This window comes from Microbacterium sp. NPDC091676, assembly GCF_044756645.1.
Taxonomy (GTDB): Bacteria; Actinomycetota; Actinomycetes; order Actinomycetales; family Microbacteriaceae; genus Microbacterium; species Microbacterium paraoxydans_D.
Genome location: NZ_JBIVTI010000002.1, coordinates 12,917 through 32,866, shown reverse-complemented (window position 1 = coordinate 32,866; position 19,950 = coordinate 12,917). Strand labels below are relative to the sequence as shown.

The following is a 19,950-nucleotide window of genomic DNA, read 5'->3' as shown; positions in this document are numbered from 1 at the left end:
CGTCGGCGCCCGGCGTCACGCGGTTTGTCCCGCGCCCCGCGGCGGACTACCCTCGTCTCTCGTGCCCTCTCGGGCCGCAGACCCACCCGAACCAAGGACCCCATGAACGACTTCGCGCAGTCCCCCTCGCTCACGCTCCTTCCCGCGGTCGACGTCGCCGGCGGCAAGGCGGTCCGTCTCACGCAGGGGGAGGCCGGGACCGAGACCAGCTACGGCGACCCGCTCGACGCCGCCGGGGAGTGGGTCTCGCAGGGAGCCTCCTGGATCCACCTCGTCGACCTCGACGCGGCCTTCGGTCGCGGGAGCAACGCGCCGATCCTGCGCAAGGTCATCAAGCAGTTCAAGAACGTCAACGTCGAGCTCTCCGGCGGCATCCGGGACGACGCGAGCCTGGAGGCCGCCCTGGAGAGCGGCGCCGCGCGCATCAACCTCGGCACCGCCGCCCTGGAGAACCCGGAGTGGGCGGCCGACGTGATCAGCCGCTTCGGTGAGGCGATCGCCGTCGGCCTCGACGTCCGCGGCACGACGCTCGCCGCCCGAGGCTGGACGAAGGAGGGCGGCGACCTCTGGGAGGTGCTCGAGCGCCTCGAGGACGCCGGCTGCAGCCGCTACGTCGTCACCGATGTGACCAAGGACGGCACGCTGCGCGGCCCGAACCTGGAGCTCCTGCGCGAGGTGACCTCGCGCACGCCGAAGCCGGTCGTCGCATCGGGCGGCATCTCGAACCTCGACGACATCGCCGCGCTGCGCGACCTCGTGCCCCTGGGCGTCGAGGGCGCCATCGTCGGCAAGGCTCTGTACGCGGGCGCCTTCACGCTGGCGGAGGCCCTGGATGTCGCCGGAGACTGAGCCGCACGCCTGCGGTCCGGAGTCGCACAACCGGGCCGATTCCGCCGGGGTGCCGTGGGAGGGACGCAGCTTCGAGTCGAATCCGCATGCGGCCGACGACGGCTCGGCGGACCCGGCTCTCCTCGCGGCGCTGCACCGCTTCCGTGCCGGGGAGGGGAGTCAGGCGGAGGTCGTCGACGCGTTCCGTTCCGCCCGGGTGCTCATCCCCCTGATCGCCGAGAAGGGCGAGGAGGGGGTGGCCCCCAGCGGGCTCGCGGTCGACAAGACGCAGGAGCTCTCGATCGTCACCGTCGCCGCCCCGGACGGACGCCGCGTGCAGCCGGTGTTCTCGTCGGTCGAGACGATGCAGCGCTGGGATCCGTCGGCACGCCCCATCCCAGTCGAGGCCGTCCGTGCCGCCCTGGCCGCGTCGTCGGAGGACACCGACCTCATCGTGCTCGACCCCACGTCCGACACCGAGTTCGTCATCCGGCGTCCGGCCGTGTGGGCCGTGGCGCAGGGGCACGCGTGGGAGCCGAGCTTCCTGTCTCCCGAGGTCGTCACCGCCCTCCGGGAGAGCATCGCGCATGAACTCGCCGTGATCGACGTCGCGGTCGCGCCGGGAGACCCGGACGCGCGGCTCCGCGGACCGGAGCTCATCGTCGTGCTGGAGCTCGTCGACGGCCTGGAGCGCGAGGTCCTGGATGCCGTGCTCGCACGGCTCGCTCAGCGCTGGGCGGCGGACGACCGCATCGCCGTCCTCGCCGATTCGCTGACGGTCAAGCTCCGCCGCAGCATCTGAGGCGGAGCGTCGGCCGGATCAGGTGACGGGACCGGTCCACTTCTCGCCCGGCCCCTTGCCGATCGGGTCGGGGATGGTCGAGGCCTCGCGGAAGGCGAGCTGCAGCGAACGGAGGCCGTCGCGCAGCGACCGGGCGTGCATGTCGCTGATCTCCGGGGCGCCGGCGGTGATGAGCCCCGCCAGGGCGTTGATGAGCTTGCGCGCCTCGTCCAGGTCGAGCTGGGCCGCGGCGTCCGGGTCGTCCGCCAGGCCGAGCTTCACGGCGGCGGCACTCATGAGGTGCACGGCGGCGGTCGTGATCACCTCGACGGCCGGGACGTCGGCGATGTCGCGGACGGCCGAGGAGGCTGCCTCTTCCTGCCGAGCCCATCGCTCCTCGCGCTCGCGGGCTGCCTCGTCCGATGCCTGGTTCGTCACTTCGCCTTGCTTTCTGTTAGACTTTGGCGGGCTCCGGAGCGTCATGCTCCGGAACGAAAGAGGATTCACTTCCCACCCGCGCTTGCCGTTCCAGGCTACCGGGTCTTGCGCTCCGCCGGCTCCGCTCGCCACGAGAGGACCGGTAGACAGGGTGCAGAGCCGGCGTCTGAGAGCCGGCGGGTGGGGGACGACTCCGATTTCGCCCGGGATGCAGACAGCATCACGGTGGCCGAATCACATCGTCTAAGGAGCTCCGCATCAGCGATCCCCGTACCAATGAGCGCATCCGCGTCCCCGAGGTCCGCCTCGTCGGCCCCGCGGGTGAGCAGATCGGCGTTGTCCGCATCGAGGCAGCGCTGCGTCTCGCCCAGGAAGCCGATCTCGACCTCGTCGAGGTCGCCCCGAACTCGAAGCCGCCCGTCGTCAAGATCATGGACTACGGCAAGTTCAAGTACGAGGCCGCGCAGAAGGAAAAGGAAGCGCGTCGCAACCAGGCGAACACGATCCTCAAGGAAGTCCGCTTCCGTCTGAAGATCGAGGCGCACGACTACACGACGAAGCTCAAGCGCGCCGAGGGCTTCCTCAAGGCCGGCGACAAGGTCAAGGCCATGATCCTCTTCCGCGGTCGCGAGCAGTCGCGTCCGGAGCAGGGTGTCCGTCTGCTGCGCAAGTTCGCCGAGGACGTCGCCGAGTTCGGCACCGTCGAGTCGAACCCGACCATCGACGGCCGCAACATGGTGATGGTCGTCGCACCGCACAAGAGCAAGTCCGAGGCGAAGCAGGAGCAGAACGCCGTGCGCGCCGCGAACAAGCAGGCCGCACGCGACGCGAAGAACGACGCGGACGCCCCGGCGGAGTGACTCCCGCCCCCCAGAACTCCCGCACCGCGGGTTGACACCGTCGCCTGAGAAGGCGCCATACGAAGGAAGAGAAGATGCCGAAGCAGAAGACCCACTCGGGTGCTAAGAAGCGCTTCAAGATCACCGGCAGCGGCAAGCTGAAGAAGCAGCAGGCCGGGATGCGCCACAACCTCGAGCACAAGTCGAGCCGTCGCACCCGTCGTCTGAACCAGGACCAGGTGCTCGCGAAGGCCGACTTCAAGGTCGCGAAGAAGCTTCTCGGTCGCTGACGCGCCCGATCGCAGGATAGGAACACAGGAAAATGGCAAGAGTCAAGCGGGCGGTCAATGCCCACAAGAAGCGTCGGGTCATCCTCGAGCGCGCCTCCGGCTACCGCGGTCAGCGTTCGCGCCTCTACCGGAAGGCCAAGGAGCAGGTCATCCACTCCCTGGTCTACTCGTACCGGGACCGTCGCAAGCGCAAGGGCGACTTCCGTCGTCTGTGGATCCAGCGCATCAACGCTGCGGCCCGCCAGAACGGCATGACCTACAACCGGTTCATCCAGGGCCTGGGCCTCGCGGGTGTCACGGTCGACCGTCGTATGCTCGCGGACCTCGCGGTGAACGACGCCGCGACGTTCACGACGCTGGTCGAGACGGCGAAGAAGGCACTGCCCTCCGACGTCAACGCGCCGAAGTCGGCCGCGTAAGCATCTCGCTTCCGAACGGGCGCTTTCCTCCGGGAAGGCGCCCGTTCCGCGTATCCGGGCGGCGTCGGGCTGACCGTAGACTGAGTTCGTGCTGGAGAACCCCCGTTCCCCCCGAGTCCGTGCCGTCGCCAAGCTGACCAAGCGCAGCGCGCGCACCGAGACCGGTCTTTTTCTGCTCGAAGGTCCGCAGTCCGTCCGCGAGGCGCTGACGTACCGTCCCGAAGCGATCGTCGAGCTGTTCGCGACCCCGCACGGCTGGGAGAAGCACGCGGACATCCGCGCCGCCGCGGCGGAGGCGGACGTCGACGTCGAGTACGTGAGCGAGGACGTCCTCCATGCGATGGCCGACACGGTGACGCCGCAGGGACTCGTCGCGGTGGTCCGTCAGACGCCGACCTCGGTGCGGGACATCTTCGATGCCGCCCCGCGTCTCGTGGCGATCTGCGAGGAGGTGCGCGACCCCGGGAACCTCGGCACCATCATCCGGGCCGCAGACGCCGCCGGCGCCGATGCCGTCGTGCTCACCGGTCGCACGGTCGATCCGTTCAACCCCAAGGTCGTGCGGGCGACGACCGGCTCGCTCTTCCACCTCCCGGTCTCGGTGGGCAGTGAGCTCGACGAGGTCGTGCGTCGCGCGCACGATGCGGGACTGCAGATCCTCGCGGCGGACGTGAAGGGGGACGACCTCCTCGCGGCCCGTGCCGACGGGGTCCTCGGGGCGCCGACGGCCTGGCTGTTCGGCAACGAGGCGCGCGGACTCGAGGACGAGGCGCTGACCCGAGCCGACCGCGTGCTCCGGCTGCCGATCTTCGGGCGTGCCGAGTCGCTCAACCTCGCCACCGCGGCGAGCGTCTGCCTGTACGAGAGCGCGTTCGCCCAACGCGCGGCCTCCTCCGGCTGACCGGCGACGGGACGGGACGCGGGATGAGGATACTGATCGTCGAGGACGACGAGCGGGTGGCGGGGGCCTTGCAGGCCTTCCTCGCGCGCTCGGGCTATGCCACCGTGCACGCGGCGGACGGGGCGACGGCGCTGGAGCACCTCGATGCCGACACCGAGGTCGTGCTTCTCGACCTCGGGCTGCCGGACGTCGACGGGATCGACCTCTGCCGCCGCATCCGCGGACGGTCCGACGTGCCGATCGTGATCGTCACCGCCCGCAACCAGGTCGCCGAGCGGATCAAGGGGCTGCGCGCCGGTGCCGACGACTTCGTGGTGAAGCCCTACGACGTGCACGAGCTCCTGGCGCGGATCGAGGCGGTCACCCGGCGCTCACGGCCGCTGCGTACGGAACCCGACACCCGAGTGCTGCTGCACGACGGGGCCGTGCAGATCGACCTCGTGGCGCGGGAGGTGCAGGTCGGCGGGGTGCCGCTGGCGCTCACCCGCAAGGAGTTCGACATCGTCGGCGTGCTCGCCCGGTATCCGGGCGTCGCGGTGCCGAAGGAGCGCCTCATCCGCGAGGTCTGGAACACCGACTGGCGCGGCTTCGGCCACTCCCTCGAAGTGCACGTGGCCGCCATCCGGAAGAAGAGCGGGGATCGCGCGTTCATCGAGACCGTGCGCGGCGTCGGCTACCGGCTCGCGGGGTCCTGACACGTGCGCCGCCGCCTGATCGTCGTCTTCCTCGTGCCGCTGATCGTGGTGCTCGTCGCGCTGGGCGGCGTGACCGGGTGGAGCGCGGCGCGCAGCGTCCAGCAGTCGTTCTACGCCGAGCAGCTCGGCGACCTCGGCTACTTCGCGACGAGCGCCAGACAGGCGCTCCGCTCCGGGAGCCCGGCCGTGATGGACGCGGAGGTCCGCCGCTTCGAGGAGGTCTACGGGATCGAGGTGACCGTGTTCGATCTCACCGGAAGCCCGTGGGCGGCGGGCGGGCACGGCGACGCGGTGCTGTCGGAGGGGGACGCGCAGCGGGTGCGGCTGGCGCTCTCCGGGCGGCGCGCCGAGCAGCCGTCGTCCTCCGCGTGGGTCGTGTCCGATGCGGCGCTGGTGGAGCCGGTGTTCGACGACGGCGATGTGATCGGCGCCGTGCTCGTGAGCGGCGGCACGGACACGCCGCAGACCGTCATCCTGCGGCAGACGCTCGTGCTCGCCCTCATCGTCGTGCTGCTCAGCGCGCTCGGCATCCTCCTGGTCGCGGGGCTCGCACGCTGGGTGCTCTCGCCGGTGCGCCGTCTCGACGAGGCGATGGCGGCGATCGAGCGGGGCGAGATGGATGCCAGGGTGGCCGAGGGTACCGGCCCCCCGGAGCTGCGCCGCATGACGCGGGTGTTCAACGGCATGGCCGACGAGATCGAGCGCGTCATGACCCGGCAGCAGGAGTTCGCGTTGAACGCGTCGCACGAGCTTCGGAATCCCCTCAACGCGCTGCTGCTGCGCGTCGAGCATCTCGCGACGGGTCTGGGGCGCGAGTGGGACCATGACGTCGAGGAGACCAGGGAGGAGGGCCGGCGGATGACCCGCATCCTGGAGACGCTCCTCGGGCTCGCCCGCGGCGGTCGCACCGACTCCACCGTGTCGGCCGTCGATCTCGCCGCCGTCGCCGGCCGTCGGATCGAGGCCTGGCAGGAGGTGGCGGCGCAGCGGGCCATCGAGCTGCGGCCCACGGGGGAGCCGTCGGTCATGACGATCACGGACCGCACCATCGTGGAGAGCGCGCTCGATGCCGCGATCGACAACGCGGTGAAGTACTCGCCGGAGGGCTCGTCCATCGAGGTCGGCGCGCGGCGCGTGGGCGGCGAATGCCACCTCACCGTGCGCGACCACGGCCCCGGGCTGTCTCCGGAGGACGCCTCGTCGGCGGCGGACCGCTTCTGGCGGAGCGCGGACAGCGGCGACATGCCGGGGACCGGGCTCGGCCTCGCGATCGCGACCGACCTCCTCGCGACGGTCGGGGGCGAGCTGCGGGTGCGCGGCGCCGATGGCGGCGGGCTCCTCGTGGCCCTCGTCCTCCCCGCGGAGGCGGCGGCATGAACGGGCGGGGACGGCGTGTCGTGGCCGGGATGCTCGCCCTCGTGACGGCGGTCGCGGTGAGCGCGTGCAGTCCGCGTTCCGAGGGATGGACGGACACCGTCGCCGTGATCGCCGCCGGAAGCCCCACCGGGGTCTACCACGACTACGGCAGTCGCCTGGCTGCCGAGCTGTCGCGCGAGCTGGACGTCGATCTCACGGCGGAGGAGACGGCGGGATCGGTCGACAACCTGCTGCGCGTGAGCGCGGGGGAGGCGCTCCTCGGGTTCGCGCAGGGCGACGCGGCCGCGGACGCCGTGGCCGGGACGGGAGCCTTCCCCGAGCCGCTGGACGTGCAGGCGGTCGCCCGTCTGTACGACGAGTACCTGCAGATCGTCGTGCGGGACGACTCGGCCCTGGACGACCTGGCGGACCTCTCCGGACGGACGATCTCCCTCGGGGCCGAGAACTCGGGCGTCAACGTGATCGCCACCCGGGTGCTCCACGCGGCCGGCGTCGCCGCCGACGGGATCGACGATCCGCAGCTCGACCTCGGTGGGTCGATCGCCGCGATGGAGCGCGGGGAGATCGACGGCTTCTTCTGGGTGGGCGGGCTGCCGACGCCCGGCATCGCGGACCTCGCGGAGACCGTCGACGTGCGTCTGCTCCCGGTCGAGCAGGACTGGGTCAATGCGGTCAACGAGCGATACTCCCACGCGTACCGGCCGGCCGACGTGCCCGCGGGCACCTACGGTCTCGACGCCTCCGTGACGACGATGGCGGTGCCGAACTATCTCGTCACCGCCGGCAGCACACCACCCGGCGTCGTCGAGGATCTCGTCGCGGGGCTGTTCGCGGCGCGCACCACGCTGGCGGCCGATGTCCCTGCGGCGGCTCTGCTCGACCGACGGTCCGCGATCTTCACCGGGCCGGTGCCCCTGCATCCCGGTGCGGAGGAGTACTACCGCGATCTGCGCCGCTGACCGGCGTCCCCTCAAGAAATCCTCAAGATCCCTGACAGCCGTCCGCGCGCTCTGCCAGGGTGAGGTCGATCGCACACGATCGGACACCTGCTGCCTGCTGTCGCTGGGAGCGTGGCAGCAGGGCGATCCCGCGGCCCGAGGGGGCGGGCCGTGGGGTGCCTCTGCGAGGGAGCATTGGCGCCGCGATCAGGTGATTACGAACGTGTAAACCTCACCGTGGTGCCTGGAACCGCGCGCATCGCGTGGCTAGTTTGGAGAAATGATGACCTCTGAAACCCCGCTCGTCGTCGTCGAGAACGTCCAGAAGCACTACGGCGAGTTCCAGGCGCTCAGCGACATCGACCTCACCGTCAACGCGGGGGAGGTCGTCGTCGTGATCGGCCCCTCCGGCTCGGGCAAGTCGACGCTCTGCCGCACGATCAACCGCCTGGAGACCATCACCAGCGGCTCCATCCGCATCGACGGCAAGGAGCTGCCCGCGGAGGGCAAGGCTCTCGCACACCTGCGGGCCGACGTCGGCATGGTCTTCCAGTCCTTCAACCTCTTCGCGCACCTCACGATCCTCGAGAACGTGACGCTCGGCCCGATCAAGGTCCGTGGCCTGAAGAAGTCCGACGCCGAGGCGGAGGCGATGATGCTCCTCAAGCGCGTCGGCGTCGCCCAGCAGGCGAACAAGCTCCCCGCGCAGCTCTCCGGCGGCCAGCAGCAGCGCGTCGCTATCGCGCGGGCCCTCGCCATGCAGCCGAAGGTCATGCTCTTCGACGAGCCCACGAGCGCGCTCGACCCGGAGATGATCAACGAGGTCCTCGACGTCATGGTCGAGCTCGCCCAGGAGGGCATGACGATGATCGTCGTCACCCACGAGATGGGCTTCGCCCGCAAGGCGGCGGACCGCGTCGTCTTCATGGCGGACGGCCGGATCGTCGAGGAGGCCAAGCCTGAGGAGTTCTTCACGAACCCGAAGAGCGACCGCGCCAAGGACTTCCTCTCGAAGCTCCTCACACACTGACTTCCCAGACCCCGCACCCACAGCACAGCACACGAAGGAGACGCACATGCGACGCACACGGACACTGGCCGGACTCGGGATCGCCACGGTGGCGCTGCTCGCGCTCACGGCCTGCAACAGCGGCACGCCGTCGAGCACCGGCACGTCGGGGAGCGACGAGGGCGACACCTCGAGCAGCACGCCCTGGACCGTCGAGGAGGACGTCACGATCGAGGGGAGCCCCACGTTCGACCGCATCTCCTCGTCGGGCACCGTCAAGGTGGGCGTCAAGGAGGACCAGCCCGGTCTCGGCTACCTCGACCCCGTGACCGGCGAGCGGACCGGCTTCGACGTCGACATCGCCCGCTGGATGGCGGCGTCCCTCGGCGTCGACCCGGAGAAGATCGAGTTCCAGGCGATCGCCTCCGCGAACCGCGAGCAGGCCATCGTCAACGGTGACATCGACTACTACGTCGGCACCTACTCCATCACGGACAAGCGCAAGGAGCAGATCGCCTTCGCCGGCCCGTACTTCGTCACCGGCCAGGGCCTCCTCGTCGCCGCCGACAGCGACATCGCGAGCGTCGACGACCTGGACTCCTCGACGACGGTCTGCTCGGCGACGGGTTCGACGCCGATCCAGAACATCAAGGAGAACTACCCCGAGGTGAAGACGAAGGAGTACGACACGTACTCCAAGTGCGTCGAGGACCTCAAGAACGGTCAGGTCGACGCGGTCACCACCGACGAGGCCATCCTCATCGGCTACGCGGCGCAGGACCCCGACAACCTCAAGGTCGTCGGCGAGCCGTTCAGCGAGGAGCGCTACGGCATCGGTGTGGCGAAGGGCGACGACGCGCTCGTCGAGTACTTCAACACGCAGCTCACCGACGGTGGCGACATCTGGCAGCAGATCTTCGACAACAACCTCGGCGCCTCCGGTGTGAAGGCCGAGCAGCCCGAGGTCGACCCGGTCGGTTGATCTCCCGGGGGCAGCCGGTCCGACCGGCCGCCCCCGTCCTCCTCCGCGTCGACCTGACGCGGAAACGAACCGAAAGGCACAGCAGTGGGAGTGATCTCTGACCACCTCGACCTCTGGGGTGAAGCGCTGTGGGGAACCATCGCGCTGTTCCTCGGCGGTGGCCTCATCGCCGTGGTGCTCGGACTCATCGTCGGAGCGGCCCGCGTGTCCCCGGTCCCGATCGCGCGCGGCGTCGGCGCCGTGTACGTGAACTGGATCCGGAACACCCCGCTCACGCTGGTGATGTTCTTCTTCGCGTTCTGCCTTCCGATCCTGCTGGGGGAGCGGGTCAACTCCCTGCTGCTGGCCACGATCGCGCTCGGCATCTACACCGCCACGTACGTCGCGGAGGCGATCCGCGCCGGCATCAACACGGTGCCGGTCGGACAGGCGGAGGCGGCACGGGCCATCGGCCTCAACTTCGGCCAGGTCATGCGCTTCGTGGTGCTGCCCCAGGCGACGCGGTCCGTGGTCCCGCCGCTCATGAGCGTGCTCATCGCCCTCATGAAGAACACCACGGTGGCCGCCGGCTTCTCGGTGGTCAACCTCGGCACGATCCGGGCGGCGCTCAGCGAACGCGGCGAGAACGCCCTCGTCGTGCTGCTCTGGGTCATGGTCATCTTCATCGTGCTCGTGCTGCTCCTGAGCTGGGTGCAGCGCGTACTCGAGAACAAGTGGAGGATCGCGCGATGAGTTCCGTCCTGTTCGACGTCCCGGGCCCCCGTGCGGTCGCCCGCAACCGGATCATCGGCGCCGTCACGATCCTGGTCGTCCTCGCCGTGCTTGGCTGGGTGGTCTGGCGCCTGTACGCCACCGGCCAGTTCTCCGCGGAGAAGTGGAACATCTTCACGTACTCGGCGGTCTGGGTGCGATTCGGGGAGGGGCTGCTCAGCACGCTCTCCGCCTTCGCCGTCGCCGGTGTCGGCTCGTTGGTCCTCGGCTTCGTCCTCGGCATCGGCCGCCTCTCCGAGCACGCCTGGGTGCGGGAGCCGGTGCGGTGGATCATCGAGATCATGCGGGCGATCCCCGTCCTGATCCTCATGATGCTGCTGTACTACGGCCTCCCGGTGATCGGCATCAGGATGCCCCCGTACTTCGCGGTGGTCATCGCGCTCATCGTGTACAACGGCTCCGTGCTCGCGGAGGTGCTCCGCGCCGGGATCGAGTCGCTGCCGCGCGGACAGAAGGAGGCCGGCTACGCGATCGGCCTGCGCAAGACCGGGGTCATGTACTTCATCCTCATCCCGCAGGCCGTCCGGGCGATGATGCCCGTGATCATCGCGCAGCTCGTGGTGGCCCTGAAGGACACCGCGCTCGGCTTCATCATCACGTACCAGGAGCTGCTGTACGTCATCAACCAGATCGGCAACCAGGCGCCCTACGGGTCGCCGTTGATCCCCGCCGCGATCGTCGGCGGCTCGATGTACGTCGCGGTCTGTCTCGTGCTGTCCTACATCGCCTACCGCCTGCAGCGTCGGGCGAAGCGCTCGGCCAAGGCCGGGCCGGACGAGGCGGACCCTCGCCAGCACGACGGCGAGACGAACACGTCGCTCATCGTGGCGCAGCGCGGGCTGGGCAAGTTCGACGCCAACAGCTCCGGCGCTTCCGGCATCTGAGCCGCTACCGGCGCGGGACGCCCGTCCCGCGCCGGTAGACTCGATTCCCGTGTCAGAGTCTCCGGAAATCACCCCCGAAGCGGTCGAAGCCGCTGTCGCCGACGCCCTCGCGGCGATCGAGGCGGCCGCCGACACCGCCGCGCTGAAAGCCGCCCGTGCGGCGCACGTCGCGGAGGGATCGCCGCTCGCGGTCCTGAACGCGTCGATGCGCCAGGTCGCCCCCGAGAACAAGGCCGCGTTCGGCAAGCTCGTCGGCCAGGGCCGAGGTCGTGTGAACCAGGCGCTCGCGGCGAAGGAGGCCGAGCTGGCCGCCGCCGAGGTCGCCGCACGCCTGGAGGCCGAGCGCGTCGACATCACCGCCGTCCCGTCGCGGACCCGCGTGGGTGCCCGGCACCCGCTCGCCCTCCTGCAGGACCACGTCGAGGACGTCTTCGTCGGCATGGGCTGGGAGATCGCGGAGGGGCCCGAGCTCGAGCACGAGTGGTTCAACTTCGACGCCCTGAACTTCGACGTCGATCACCCCGCTCGCCAGGAGCAGGACACCTTCTACGTCGACCCGACCTCGCGCCACCTCGTCATGCGCACGCACACGAGCCCGGTGCAGGTGCGGTCGATGCTCGACCGCGAGGTCCCCATCTACGTGCTGTGCCCTGGCCGCGTGTACCGCACCGACGAGTTCGACGCCACGCACCTCCCGGTCTTCACGCAGTTCGAGGGCCTGGTCGTCGACAAGGGCATCACGATGGCGCACCTCAAGGGCACGCTCGACCACTTCGCGAAGCAGCTCTTCGGCCCGGAGGCCAAGATGCGGTTCCGCACGAACTACTTCCCCTTCACCGAGCCCTCCGCCGAGCTCGATCTGTGGCACCCGACCTTCAAGGGCGGCGCGCGCTGGATCGAGTGGGGCGGCTGCGGCATGGTCAACCCGAACGTGCTGCGCGCGGCCGGGATCGACCCGGAGGTGTACAGCGGCTTCGCGTTCGGCATGGGCATCGAGCGGGGTCTGATGTTCCGCAGCGATGTGCAGGACATGCGCGACATGGCCGAGGGCGATGTCCGTTTCAGCGAGCAGTACGGGATGGTGGTGTGATGCGCGTCCCGCTTTCGTGGCTGCGTGAGTACGTCGATCTGGCAGCGGATGCCACGCCCGAGGACGTCCTCGCGGCGCTGGTGACCGTCGGCTTCGAAGAGGAGGACGTGCACCGCTTCGACATCACGGGTCCCGTGGTGGTCGGCCAGGTCGTCTCGCTAGAGCCGGAGCCCCAGTCCAACGGCAAGACGATCAACTGGTGCCAGGTGGACGTCGGCCCCGAGCACGGCGGCGTCCGTGGGATCGTCTGCGGCGCGCACAACTTCGCCGTCGGGGACAAGGTCGTCGTGACCCTGCCCGGCGCCGTGCTTCCCGGTCCGTTCCCCATCGCCGCCCGCAAGACCTACGGTCACGTGTCGGACGGCATGATCGCGTCCGCGCGTGAGCTGGGGCTCGGCGACGAGCACAACGGCATCGTCGTGCTGAGCGACCTCGGCATCGATGCGCCCGTCGGCACGGACGCGATCGCGCTCCTGGGCCTCGACGACGTCGCGGTGGAGATCAACGTCACGCCGGACCGCGGCTACGCGTTCTCGGTGCGCGGTGTCGCCCGCGAGTACGCGCACGCGACGGGGGCGGCCTTCCGCGACCCGGCCGAGCGCGACTTCGCCGAGCTGCAGCCCGGTTCCGGACACACGGCCGTGGTGGACGACCAGGCGCCGGTGCGCGGCAAGGTCGGCGCGAGCGAGTTCGTCACCCGGGTCGTGCGCGACGTCGATCCGTCGCGGCCCACGCCGCCGTGGATGATCGCGCGCCTGAGCCTCGCCGGCATGCGTCCGCTGGGTGTGCTCATCGACATCACGAACTACGTCATGCTCGAGCTCGGGCAGCCGCTGCACGGGTACGACCTCGACAAGCTCACGGGCGGCATCACCGTCCGGCGCGCGACGCCGGGGGAGAAGATGACCACGCTCGACGGCGTGGAGCGGAAGCTGCACGTCGAAGACCTCCTCATCACCGACGGCTCCGGCCCCATCGGCCTCGCCGGTGTCATGGGCGGCGGCACCACCGAGATGAGCGACACCACGCGGAACGTGCTCATCGAGGCGGCGACCTTCGACGCGACGACCATCGCCCGCACGGCCCGCCGTCACAAGCTCCCGAGCGAGGCGTCCAAGCGCTTCGAGCGGGGCGTCGACCCGCTGATCCCCTTCGTCGCGGCCCGGCGCGCAGCCGACCTCATGGTCGAGCTCGCCGGCGGCACGCTCACGGAGGAGGGCGGAGCGCTCTTCGCCGAGGTCTTCGTCGCCGAGATCGAGCTCCCGCGCGGCTTCGTGCAGGGGCTGATCGGCGTCGACTACACCGACGACGAGATCACCGGCGCGCTGACGACGATCGGGGCGGAGGTCACCGCGGCGGAGAACGGCTGGACGGTCATCCCGCCGACCTGGCGCCCCGACCTCACCGACAAGTGGACGCTCGCCGAGGAGGTCGCCCGCATCCACGGGCTCGACCGCATCCCCTCGGTGCTGCCGACGCCGCCGTCCGGCCGCGGGCTCACCGCACACCAGCAGGGGCGTCGCCGCGTGGTGAACGCCCTCGCCGCCGCCGGCTTCGTCGAGACCCCGGCGTTCCCGTTCACGACCGAGGCGCAGAACGATCTGCACGGCTCCGCGTCCGGCGAGCACCTGCCCAGCATCCGCCTCGCGAACCCGCTCGACGGGCAGGTGCCGTTCCTCCGGCGCTCGCTCATCCCCGGCCTGCTGCAGACCGCGCACCGCAACATCTCGCGCGGGCTCACCGATCTCGCGCTGTTCGAGACGGGCGCCGTGTTCGTCCCGGAGCCGGGCGTGGAGTACGGCACCGCCGAGGTCCCGCCGCTCGGCGTCCGGCCCTCGGATGAGGTGCTCGCCGCGCTCGACGCCTCCATCCCGCCGCAGGAGCGCCACGTCGCGGTGCTGCTGACCGGCAACGTGTCGCCGCGTCAGCCGGGTCGTGCGGCCGAGGCCGCCGGGCTCGTCGAGGCACTCGACGCGGTCCGCGTGATCGGGGCCGCCGCGGGCATCGAGATCGACGTCGTGCAGACGCAGCGCGCCGCGCTCCACCCCGGACGCGCCGGTGCGCTCGTCGCCGCCGGCGAGGATGTCGGCTACGTCGGCGAGCTGCATCCCGCCGTCGCCGAGGAGGCCGATCTGCCCGGTCGCGCGACCGTGCTGGAGCTCGACCTCGACCGGCTGCTCACGCTCGCCGGAGGACGCATCGTGGCGGCATCGCTCTCCACGTTCCCGGCCGCGACGCAGGACGTCTCGCTCACGCTCCCGGCCGAGGTGCCGGCAGGCGAGGTCCGCGCGGCTCTCGCCGAGGGCGCGGGGGCCCTGCTGGAGTCGGTCCGGCTCGTGGACGACTACCGCGGCGAAGGCGTGCCCGAGGGATCGAAGTCGCTGACGTTCGCCCTGCGCTTCCGCGCCGATGACCGCACGCTGACCGCCGCGGAGGCCTCCGCGGCGAAGATGGCGGGCGTCGCCGTGGCCGCGGAGCGCTTCGGCGCCGCCCTCCGCGACTGATCGGGAGAGCGCACGGCCCCTTTCCGGGGAGCCGTGCGCTCTCGCGATAGCGTGGCCGGATGACGAGCCTCCTCCTGCAGCCCACGCCACCCTCGGTCCCCGCCGGAGCGCGATCGCTCGGGGAGGGGCCGTTCCTCTCGCCGGGTGCGCAGCTCGACTGGCACTACCGCAAGCCGGGGTGGACCACGGGGGAGGCGGCGACCATCACCCCCATGCGCGTCGTCCGTGACGATGAGCGCGGTCTCGTCGCGTGGCTCGCCGCCGGGACGCAGCAGGAAGGCCAGGGCACGCGGGACGGGGAGCGCATCCGGACCGTCCCGCTCGATCGGCGGTGGCGGGAGACCCGGCGCCGGATCGTCGAGGAGTGGTGGGGCAACGGCATCCTGCGCATCGCGCCCGCGGGAGTGCCGTGGTCGGTCTGGCTGTTCTGGAGCGCGGCCACCGGGACGACGTGGGACTTCGCCGGCTGGTACGTCAACCTCGAGAACGCGCACCTGCGCACCGACAGTGCCACCTACACCTCCGATCACATCCTCGACGTCGAGATCGCACAGGACGGGCGCGTGGCGATGAAGGACGAGGACGAGCTGGTCGCCGCCGTCGACCAGGGACGGCTGACCGCCGCGCAGGCTGCGCAGATCGAGCGGCACGCGGTCGCGGCCATCGCGTCTTTCCATGCCGGCGACTGGCCGTTCGATCGGGAGTGGATCGACTGGCGACCGGACCCGTCGTGGACGATCCCGGTGTTGGACGGACTCGACGACATCGTCGTCCCCTGACCGCCTCGAGGCCGCCCTCCGCGACGGCGCCGAGGCAGCGCGGCATCAGGCGTTCGCGCGGCATCAGGCGACAGCAGTGCCGGTCGCCTGTGCTCGCGTGATGACCTGTGTTCGCGTGAGGGCCTGGGCCCACGTGAAGGCCTGTCCTCGCGTGACGGCCTGTACTCCCGTGACGGCCTGTCCTGCCGCTCCGCTCTGAGCGGAGGCCCTTCCCCCGAGTCGTCGATCCTGGTGACATGGGCACATGACGGATGTGCTGATCCTCGGGGGAACCGGATGGCTGTCGGGACGCATCGCCGCGCAGGCGCTCGGGGCAGGGGCGACCGTGACCTGCCTGGCCCGCGGCGGACGCCCGGCGCCGCCGGGGGCGACCCTCGTGCTGGCGGACCGGGATGAGGAGGCCGCCTACGACGTCGTCTCGCGCACCGATTGGGACCACGTCGTCGACGTCTCCTCCCGCGCCGATCACGTCTCCGGGGCGGTCCGTGCGCTCGGCGACCGTGCCGCTCGGTGGACGTACGTCTCGTCGATGTCGGTGTACCGCGACGACGACACGGTGGGGACCGACGAGTCGGCACCGCGGCACCCGGCGGCGCAGGCCGGTGAGGACGACGACTACGCGCGGCAGAAGGTCGCGGCGGAGGATGCCGTGCAGGCGGGCGTCGGCGACCGCGCACTCCTCGTCCGCCCCGGCCTCATCGTCGGCGACGGCGACCCCAGCGATCGCTTCGGCTACTGGGCGGCGGCGTTCCTCCGGGCGTTGGACGAGCCGGTGCTGCTCCCGCCGCTGGAAGGGCGCACAGCGCAGGTCATCGACGTCGAGGATGTCGCCGCCTTCGTCATGGCCGCCACCGTCACCGGTGCCGTGAACGCGATCGGCGACGTGCGCGAGCTCGACGACGTGTTGCGGACCGTGCGCGCGGCCACCGGGCACACGGGGCCGCTCGTCGTCGGCACCGAGGACCGTCTCGTCGCGGAAGGCGTCGCGTACTGGGCGGGACCGCGGTCGCTGCCGCTGTGGCTGCCACCCGAGATGAGCGGATTCATGACCCGCTCGAATGCGCGGTATCGCCGCAGCGGAGGCACGCTCCGCCCCCTCGACGAGACGGTGGAGCGCGTCGTGGCGGACGAGCGCGAACGGGGCGTGGACCGGGAGCGCCGCGCCGGCCTCACGCGGACGGAGGAGCGGGCGCTGCTCGACGCCCTCGCTCGCTAGACTGCGAGGCAGTGACACGGGGTGCCGCATCCGCGGCTGAGATCACACCCGTCGAACCTGATCTAGTTCGTACTAGCGAAGGGATGTCGCCCATGAGCGATCCTGTGCGTCCGCAATCCGTCCTCGACCTCGCCGCCACGGCGGGAAGGCTGCGGGAGGAGGTCAAGGCTACGCCGCCGTTGACGCACTGCATCACGAACGCCGTCGTGACGGGGTTCACCGCCAACGTGCTGCTGGCGCTCGGGGCGGCGCCGGCCATGGTCGACATCGTCGGCGAGGCCGAGCCGTTCGCCGCTGCCGCCTCGGGGCTCCTCATCAATCTCGGGACGCCGACCCCGGAGCAGCGGGAGGCGAGCAGGGAGGCGGTGGCGGGAGCGCACGCCGCCGGCACGCCGTGGGTGCTCGATCCCGTCGCGATCGGCACCCTCCCGGTGCGGACGGCCCTGGCCCACGAGCTGGTCGCGCTGCGCCCCACCGCGATCCGCGGCAACGCGTCGGAGATCCTCGCGCTGGCCGGACACAGCAGCGGCGGCCGCGGTGTCGACGCGACGGACGGGACCGAGGCGGCGGCAGCGGCGGCGCGGGAGCTCGCCGACCGGCACGGTTCCGTGGTCGCCGTCTCCGGCCCGGTCGATCTCCTCACCGACGGGGAGCGGGTGATCCGCATCGCGAACGGGCACGAGCTGCTCACGCGGGTGACCGGCGGCGGCTGCGCGTTGGGCGCGGTGATGGCGGCCTTCCTCGGGGCGGCCCGCGGTTCCGCGACCGACGCGCTGACGGCGGTGGCCGCGGCGACCCTCGTCTACACGGTCGCGGCGGAGCAGGCGGCGGGCGTCTCGCGCGGACCGGGCAGCTTCGCCGTCGGACTGCTCGACGCCCTGTCCGCCGTGACTCCGGGGGACCTCCGTGCCCGCGCCCGCGTCGAGGAGGCCCGATGACCGTCGACCTGTCCCTCTACCTCGTCACCGATCGGTCGCTGTGCGGCCCTCGCGGGGTGGTCGAGACCGTCCGCGAGGCCGTGGCGGGTGGGGTCCGCATCGTGCAGCTCCGCGACAAGGAGGCGACGGACGAGGAGACCGTCGTGCAACTCCTCGCCCTGTCCGCGGCCATCGACGGTCGCGCGCTGCTCGTCGTGAACGATCGCCTCGATGCGGCCGTCGAGGCCCGTCGCCGCGGTGCCAGGGTGGAGGGGGTGCACCTCGGCCAGGCGGATGCCTCGGTGCTCCGCGCGCGCGAGCTCCTCGGCCCGGAGGCGCTGATCGGGCTCACGGCGAACACCCCTGCCCATCTCGATGCCGTGACGGCGCTGCCGCCCGGCACGGTCGACTACCTCGGGGTCGGCGTGATCCGCCCCACGCGCACGAAGCCCGACCATCCGGACCCGCTCGGCATCGACGGCTTCGCCGCGTTCGCCGCGCGCAGTGCGCTGCCCTGCGTCGCCATCGGCGGGGTGGACCTCGACGACACGGCGGCGCTGCGCGAGGCCGGTGCCGCCGGGATCGCGGTGGTCTCGGCGCTGTGCGCGGCAGAGGATCCCCGGGCCGCCGCCGCGGCGTTCCGTCGGCGGTGGCTGGGGCGGGCGGTGCCGCATGTGCTCAGCATCGCCGGCAGCGATCCGTCCGGCGGCGCGGGCATCCAGGCCGACCTCAAGGCGATCGCCGCGCACGGGGGCTACGGCATGGCCGCCCTCACGGCCCTGACCGCCCAGAACACGCAGGGCGTCCGCGCCGTGCACGTCCCTCCCGCGGAGTTCCTGCGGGCGCAGCTCGAGGCCGTCGGCGAGGACATCCGCATCGACGCCGTGAAGATCGGCATGCTCGCGGACGTCGAGGTGATCCGGACGGTCGCCGCGTGGCTCCGGGCGACGCAGCCCCCGATCGTCGTGCTCGACCCGGTCATGATCGCGACCTCGGGGGACCGGCTGCTCCAGGCCGACGCGGAGCGCGAGCTCCGGGACCTGCTGGCTCTGGCGACCGTGGTCACCCCGAACCTCGCCGAGCTCGCGGTGCTCGTCGGTCGTGAGGTGGCGGACTGGGCGGACGCGCTCGCCGCGGCGCGGGAGCTGTCGGCCGCCACGGGGACCGCGGTGCTCGTGAAGGGCGGTCACCTGCCAGGGGACGAGGCGCCGGACGCCCTGATCGATGCCGCGGCGGGAGAGCACGTGGAGTTCCCCGGGGCACGCATCATGACGGAGAACACCCACGGGACCGGTTGCTCGCTGTCCGCGGCGCTGGCCACACGACTGGCGAGGGGCGACGATCCGGCGACCGCGGTCCGCGCCGCGCGCGCCTGGCTGCGGGAGTCCCTCCGCGCGGCGGACGACCTGGACGTCGGGCGAGGACACGGCCCGATCCATCACCTCGCGGGGCTCTGGGCGCGCGGCGGGGTCGAGACCCGGCCGGCGCCGGAGGAGGTGGCCGCGGCCTGGTGGGATGAGACCGCCGCGATCCGCCGCGACATCGATGCGCTGCCCTTCGTGCGCGCGCTCGCCGCGGGGACCCTCGACCGCGACGCCTTCGTCTTCTACCTCGCGCAGGATGCCCTCTACCTCCGCGAGTACGCCCGGGTGCTCGCGGAGGCCTCGCGCCTCGCCCCGACCCCCGACGAGCAGGCGTTCTGGGGCGACGCCGCGCACGGAGCGATCCGCGGAGAGCTGGAGCTGCACGCGTCGTGGCTGACGCCGGAGACCGGGGTGAGCGGTGCCACCTTCGCGACGGAGCCCGCCCCGGCGACGGTCGCCTACCTCGACCATCTGCGGGCCGTCGCGTTCGGCGGCGACTACGCCGCACTGATCGCGGCCGTGCTGCCGTGCTTCTGGCTCTACACCGACCTGGGGGAGCGGCTCCATGCCGGGGCTTTCGGCGCGGCACCGCGCGACCCCCGGCATCCCTACGCGTCGTGGCTCGCGACGTACGCGGATCCCGCCTTCGCGGAGGCCACCCGGCAGGCCGTCGCGCATGTCGCCGCCGCGGCCGCGAGGGCCGACGACGCCGGCCGGGAACGGATGCGGCGCGCCTTCCTCGCCTCGAGCGCCCACGAACGCGCCTTCTTCGCCGCGCCGGTCGCGCGCGCTGTCGTGTGACGCCCCGGATTTGCGGTGCCGAACGCGCCCGCGCTATCGTCGCCGCATGCCTTCGGTCGCCACCGCTCCTTCGACGCTCGTCCCGAGCGTCATCGCCGTGCGCCGACGTCGCGGCCGCCGATTCTAG

At 71.4% G+C, this 19,950-nt stretch carries 20 protein-coding genes and 1 riboswitch; of the genes, 19 read left to right on the top strand and 1 reads right to left on the bottom strand.

What is annotated here, in order from left to right; genetic code table 11:
- Positions 1 to 102 precede the first annotated feature (102 nt).
- Positions 103 to 849: a bifunctional 1-(5-phosphoribosyl)-5-((5-phosphoribosylamino)methylideneamino)imidazole-4-carboxamide isomerase/phosphoribosylanthranilate isomerase PriA gene (gene priA / locus ACIQID_RS13225; protein ID WP_025105284.1), complete on the top strand. Its 747-nt coding sequence runs from the start codon at positions 103 to 105 to the stop codon at positions 847 to 849.
- Positions 833 to 1,630 (top strand): SseB family protein, encoded by a 798-nt coding sequence (locus tag ACIQID_RS13220; protein WP_312675140.1) that lies wholly within the window; start codon positions 833 to 835, stop codon positions 1,628 to 1,630. The genes priA and ACIQID_RS13220 overlap by 17 nt, the downstream gene beginning before the upstream one ends.
- A gap of 18 nt (positions 1,631 to 1,648) precedes the next feature.
- Here the strand turns inward: ACIQID_RS13220 and ACIQID_RS13215 are convergent, their stop codons facing one another.
- Positions 1,649 to 2,047 (bottom strand): DUF1844 domain-containing protein, encoded by a 399-nt coding sequence (locus tag ACIQID_RS13215; RefSeq protein ID WP_025105282.1) that lies wholly within the window; start codon positions 2,045 to 2,047, stop codon positions 1,649 to 1,651.
- A gap of 233 nt (positions 2,048 to 2,280) precedes the next feature.
- Between ACIQID_RS13215 and infC the strand changes: the two genes are divergently transcribed.
- From infC to ACIQID_RS13130, 17 genes are all read left to right on the top strand, one after another.
- Positions 2,281 to 2,907 carry a translation initiation factor IF-3 gene (infC, locus tag ACIQID_RS13210; RefSeq protein WP_312675923.1) on the top strand — a complete coding sequence of 209 codons (627 nt, stop codon included), beginning with the start codon at positions 2,281 to 2,283 and terminating at the stop codon, positions 2,905 to 2,907.
- A gap of 74 nt (positions 2,908 to 2,981) precedes the next feature.
- Entirely contained in the window at positions 2,982 to 3,176 is a 195-nt protein-coding gene (gene rpmI, locus ACIQID_RS13205; RefSeq protein ID WP_025105280.1) for a 50S ribosomal protein L35, read from the top strand.
- 32 nt (positions 3,177 to 3,208) lie between these two features.
- A complete protein-coding gene (gene rplT / locus ACIQID_RS13200) occupies positions 3,209 to 3,595 on the top strand; it encodes a 50S ribosomal protein L20 (RefSeq protein ID WP_017202428.1) in 387 nt (128 codons plus the stop codon).
- Positions 3,596 to 3,683: 88 nt separating this feature from the next.
- The gene (locus ACIQID_RS13195) at positions 3,684 to 4,496 is read left to right on the top strand and encodes a TrmH family RNA methyltransferase (RefSeq protein ID WP_400285862.1); all 813 of its coding nucleotides are present in this window, start codon (positions 3,684 to 3,686) and stop codon (positions 4,494 to 4,496) included.
- 23 nt (positions 4,497 to 4,519) lie between these two features.
- The gene (locus tag ACIQID_RS13190; RefSeq protein WP_268776862.1) at positions 4,520 to 5,191 is read left to right on the top strand and encodes a response regulator transcription factor; all 672 of its coding nucleotides are present in this window, start codon (positions 4,520 to 4,522) and stop codon (positions 5,189 to 5,191) included.
- A gap of 3 nt (positions 5,192 to 5,194) precedes the next feature.
- Positions 5,195 to 6,568: a HAMP domain-containing sensor histidine kinase gene (locus ACIQID_RS13185; protein ID WP_312675130.1), complete on the top strand. Its 1,374-nt coding sequence runs from the start codon at positions 5,195 to 5,197 to the stop codon at positions 6,566 to 6,568.
- Positions 6,565 to 7,527, top strand: coding sequence for a TAXI family TRAP transporter solute-binding subunit (locus ACIQID_RS13180; protein ID WP_400285857.1), 963 nt, complete (start codon positions 6,565 to 6,567; stop codon positions 7,525 to 7,527). Before ACIQID_RS13185 ends, ACIQID_RS13180 begins: the two co-directional genes overlap by 4 nt.
- 262 nt (positions 7,528 to 7,789) lie before the next feature.
- The gene (locus ACIQID_RS13175) at positions 7,790 to 8,536 is read left to right on the top strand and encodes an amino acid ABC transporter ATP-binding protein (RefSeq protein ID WP_025105274.1); all 747 of its coding nucleotides are present in this window, start codon (positions 7,790 to 7,792) and stop codon (positions 8,534 to 8,536) included.
- Positions 8,537 to 8,582: 46 nt separating this feature from the next.
- Positions 8,583 to 9,497, top strand: coding sequence for a glutamate ABC transporter substrate-binding protein (locus ACIQID_RS13170; RefSeq protein WP_312675128.1), 915 nt, complete (start codon positions 8,583 to 8,585; stop codon positions 9,495 to 9,497).
- An 84-nt stretch (positions 9,498 to 9,581) separates the two neighbouring features.
- A complete protein-coding gene (locus tag ACIQID_RS13165; protein ID WP_312675127.1) occupies positions 9,582 to 10,229 on the top strand; it encodes an amino acid ABC transporter permease in 648 nt (215 codons plus the stop codon).
- Entirely contained in the window at positions 10,226 to 11,152 is a 927-nt protein-coding gene (locus tag ACIQID_RS13160; RefSeq protein WP_312675126.1) for an amino acid ABC transporter permease, read from the top strand. The genes ACIQID_RS13165 and ACIQID_RS13160 overlap by 4 nt, the downstream gene beginning before the upstream one ends.
- 49 nt (positions 11,153 to 11,201) lie before the next feature.
- Positions 11,202 to 12,242, top strand: coding sequence for a phenylalanine--tRNA ligase subunit alpha (gene pheS / locus ACIQID_RS13155; RefSeq protein WP_312675125.1), 1,041 nt, complete (start codon positions 11,202 to 11,204; stop codon positions 12,240 to 12,242).
- Positions 12,242 to 14,746, top strand: a complete 2,505-nt coding sequence (gene pheT, locus ACIQID_RS13150; protein ID WP_400285851.1) for a phenylalanine--tRNA ligase subunit beta — start codon at positions 12,242 to 12,244, stop codon at positions 14,744 to 14,746. Before pheS ends, pheT begins: the two co-directional genes overlap by 1 nt.
- A 59-nt stretch (positions 14,747 to 14,805) precedes the next feature.
- Entirely contained in the window at positions 14,806 to 15,525 is a 720-nt protein-coding gene (locus ACIQID_RS13145) for a DUF402 domain-containing protein (RefSeq protein ID WP_400285848.1), read from the top strand.
- Between the two features lie 244 nt (positions 15,526 to 15,769).
- Positions 15,770 to 16,741: an NAD-dependent epimerase/dehydratase family protein gene (locus ACIQID_RS13140; protein WP_400285845.1), complete on the top strand. Its 972-nt coding sequence runs from the start codon at positions 15,770 to 15,772 to the stop codon at positions 16,739 to 16,741.
- Between the two features lie 7 nt (positions 16,742 to 16,748).
- Positions 16,749 to 16,842, top strand: a riboswitch (TPP riboswitch).
- On the top strand, positions 16,834 to 17,679 hold the full coding sequence (gene thiM / locus ACIQID_RS13135; protein WP_400285842.1) for a hydroxyethylthiazole kinase: 846 nt from the start codon (positions 16,834 to 16,836) through the stop codon (positions 17,677 to 17,679). (Overlaps the previous riboswitch by 9 nt.)
- Positions 17,676 to 19,823, top strand: a complete 2,148-nt coding sequence (locus ACIQID_RS13130) for a bifunctional hydroxymethylpyrimidine kinase/phosphomethylpyrimidine kinase (protein WP_400285839.1) — start codon at positions 17,676 to 17,678, stop codon at positions 19,821 to 19,823. The genes thiM and ACIQID_RS13130 overlap by 4 nt, the downstream gene beginning before the upstream one ends.
- Positions 19,824 to 19,950: the final 127 nt, after the last annotated feature.

Coding starts and splice junctions, on each gene's coding strand:
- ACIQID_RS13140 (WP_400285845.1), top strand. CDS start 15,770: ATGACGGATGTGCTGATCCTCGGGGGAACCGGATGGCTGTCGGGACGC.
- ACIQID_RS13170 (WP_312675128.1), top strand. CDS start 8,583: ATGCGACGCACACGGACACTGGCCGGACTCGGGATCGCCACGGTGGCG.
- ACIQID_RS13220 (WP_312675140.1), top strand. CDS start 833: ATGTCGCCGGAGACTGAGCCGCACGCCTGCGGTCCGGAGTCGCACAAC.
- rpmI (WP_025105280.1), top strand. CDS start 2,982: ATGCCGAAGCAGAAGACCCACTCGGGTGCTAAGAAGCGCTTCAAGATC.
- thiM (WP_400285842.1), top strand. CDS start 16,834: ATGAGCGATCCTGTGCGTCCGCAATCCGTCCTCGACCTCGCCGCCACG.
- ACIQID_RS13160 (WP_312675126.1), top strand. CDS start 10,226: ATGAGTTCCGTCCTGTTCGACGTCCCGGGCCCCCGTGCGGTCGCCCGC.
- ACIQID_RS13190 (WP_268776862.1), top strand. CDS start 4,520: ATGAGGATACTGATCGTCGAGGACGACGAGCGGGTGGCGGGGGCCTTG.
- ACIQID_RS13180 (WP_400285857.1), top strand. CDS start 6,565: ATGAACGGGCGGGGACGGCGTGTCGTGGCCGGGATGCTCGCCCTCGTG.
- rplT (WP_017202428.1), top strand. CDS start 3,209: ATGGCAAGAGTCAAGCGGGCGGTCAATGCCCACAAGAAGCGTCGGGTC.
- ACIQID_RS13145 (WP_400285848.1), top strand. CDS start 14,806: ATGACGAGCCTCCTCCTGCAGCCCACGCCACCCTCGGTCCCCGCCGGA.
- ACIQID_RS13130 (WP_400285839.1), top strand. CDS start 17,676: ATGACCGTCGACCTGTCCCTCTACCTCGTCACCGATCGGTCGCTGTGC.
- priA (WP_025105284.1), top strand. CDS start 103: ATGAACGACTTCGCGCAGTCCCCCTCGCTCACGCTCCTTCCCGCGGTC.
- pheT (WP_400285851.1), top strand. CDS start 12,242: ATGCGCGTCCCGCTTTCGTGGCTGCGTGAGTACGTCGATCTGGCAGCG.
- ACIQID_RS13175 (WP_025105274.1), top strand. CDS start 7,790: ATGACCTCTGAAACCCCGCTCGTCGTCGTCGAGAACGTCCAGAAGCAC.